The 2,687-nt window shown below is 49.3% G+C and carries 1 protein-coding gene and 1 pseudogene; one reads left to right on the forward strand and one right to left on the reverse strand.

The annotated features are described in order from the left end of the window. Positions 1 to 439: pseudogene (locus ABUA47_RS21585) on the reverse strand (cobalamin biosynthesis protein); the annotation flags it as partial. 425 nt (positions 440 to 864) lie between these two features. On the opposite strand from ABUA47_RS21585, the gene ABUA47_RS21590 reads away from it, so the two are divergent. Then, positions 865 to 2,687 (forward strand): anaerobic ribonucleoside triphosphate reductase (locus ABUA47_RS21590; protein WP_349832030.1); only part of this gene is annotated, 1,823 nt, incomplete at its 3' end.

Consider the following 2,687-nt stretch of genomic DNA (forward strand, 5'->3'; position numbering starts at 1 on the left):
CTATCTGAGTCCGCTCCACACGTTGAATAATCTGGGTCATAACCTCTGCCGGCGAAGGGATATGCTGTTTTTTCATCACCCCTCCGTCCACAATGGAATCAAGAAATGCGAATTCTTCCAGAATAGGATGCCGTAGCAAACTGAGCCGTCCTGTAATCTCCAAAGGAGAGCCTTCGGAGAAAGGCCGGCCGTCTTTGGAACAAATACCCTCCCAGCTTTCCAAAAAATCGCGACTTCGGAAACCACCATCGGAAACAACCTTCATGCCTCCCAGCTCCAGCCGTTCCACCAGACTGCGCACTTCCGCATCTTCAACAGCCTGCAATATCTGCCGGCTCACCTGCCCGTTCTGATATTGCTCGCGGACATCCTTCAATGCACGAGGTACACAAAAAGCCCCAGCTATATCAATTTTAAACGGAGGAAATACATTTGCCATGTTCATCCTTTCTTTGATTATTATAATAATGATACTTTTGCCCCAATACCATGAGCAGCAAAGCAATACAATCGAATGGCAACAAGAAGTATTATCAAGGACTAAAAACCTTAAATAAACCAATTCGTTGCAAATATAACTAAAAAAATCGAAGATTCACAATCTGCCCAAAAGATTTATCTTCATTTGACACTTCGAAATCAGATGATGCTTATGCATGCAATAATAATCAGTAATGAATAACTTTAAAAGTTATTTTTCATTAGAAGTTTTCCACTTTAAACAATTACATCATTAATAATCAATATATTAACACTTTTTAAACCACAAAAAGTTTTCCAAAAAGCAAAACCTATCAATAACTATAATATCTTTGTTTCCGCAATTAAACTAAAAAAGACAGTCACATTTAAGCATAAAAGGTTATGATACAGACAGTACTCAAGCGCGACGGGCGCGTCGTCGGATTCAACGAAGAAAAAATAGCAACGGCCATCCGCAAAGCCATGTTGCATACAGACAAGGGGGAAGACCTGCAACTGATACACCAGATTACGGACCGCATCTCTTTCAAGGGAGATTCGCAGATGACGGTGGAAGCCATCCAGGATTTGGTGGAAGTGGAGCTGATGAAGAGCAGCCGCAAGGACGTTGCCCAGAAATACATCGCTTACCGCAACCAGCGAAGCATTGCCCGCAAAGCAAAGACGCGCGACATGTTCCTGGAAATCATTAACATCAAGTCCAACGACATCACACGCGAAAATGCCAACATGAATGCCGATACCCCGGCGGGCATGATGATGAAGTTTGCCAGCGAAACCACCAAGCCTTTTGTGGACGACTATCTGCTGAGTGAAGAAGTGCTGGATGCTGTCACCCAGAACTATCTGCACATCCATGACAAGGATTATTATCCCACCAAGAGCCTGACATGCGTGCAACATCCGCTGGACCATATTCTGAAATACGGCTTCTCTGCCGGACACGGCGAATCGCGCCCGGCCAAACGCATCGAGACTGCCAGTATCCTGGGATGCATCTCGCTGGAAACAGCCCAGAACGAGATGCACGGCGGACAAGCCATCCCTGCATTCGATTTCTACCTTGCCCCCTACGTGCGCAACAGCTTCATCGAGGAAGTCAAGAACCTGGAAGAACTGAATGGAAAAGACTATTCCCATCTCTATCAGAAGGAACTGGCCGACTATCTGCTACAGCCGTTGGACGGACTGACGGGCGAGGACCGCATCGTACAGCATGCCGTCAACAAGACCGTATCGCGTGTGCACCAGTCCATGGAGGCGTTTATCCATAACATGAACACCATCCACTCACGCGGCGGCAACCAAGTGGTGTTCAGCTCCATCAACTACGGCACAGACACCTCTGCCGAGGGGCGCTGCATCATCCGCGAGCTGCTGAAAAGCACCTATCAAGGGGTAGGAAACGGAGAAACCGCCATCTTCCCCATCCAGATATGGAAAAAGAAACGGGGTGTGAGCTACCTGCCTGAAGACCGCAACTACGACCTCTACCAACTGGCCTGCAAGGTGACGGCACGGCGTTTCTTCCCGAACTTCCTGAACCTGGACGCCACCTTCAACCAAAGCGAGGACTGGAAAGCCGATGACCCGAAACGCTACCAGCATGAAGTTGCCACCATGGGATGCCGTACCCGTGTATTCGAAAACCGTTTCGGACCGAAGACCTCCATCGGACGCGGCAACATCTCTTTCTCTACCATCAACATCGTCCGTCTGGGCATTGAGTGCATGAACATCGAAGACAAAGAACAGCGCATCGCCCGGTTCTTTGCCAAGTTGGATAGTATGCTCGAAGTGACCGCACGCCAGCTGCACGAGCGCATGGAGTTTCAAAAGACCGCCTTCGCCAAGCAGTTCCCGCTACTGATGTCTGCCTTGTGGATAGGCAGCGAGAAGCTGAAACCGAACGATACGATTGCTTCCGTCATCAACCAGGGAACACTGGGAATCGGTTTCATCGGGTTGGCAGAATGTCTCGTGGCATTGCTCGGAAAACATCACGGCGAATCTGGCGAAGCCCAGGAGCTGGGACTGAAAATCGTGACCTACATGCGCGACCGTGCCAACCAGTTCTCGGAGCAATACCAGCACAACTACAGCGTGCTTGCCACTCCTGCCGAAGGGCTGTCGGGCAAGTTCACCCGCATCGACCGTAAAAAGTTCGGCACGCTGCCGGGCATCACAGACCGTGACTACTACAC

This window comes from Bacteroides sp. RTP31139st1_H2_RTP31139_211217 (genome assembly GCF_040227615.1).
Lineage (GTDB): Bacteria > Bacteroidota > Bacteroidia > Bacteroidales > Bacteroidaceae > Bacteroides > Bacteroides uniformis.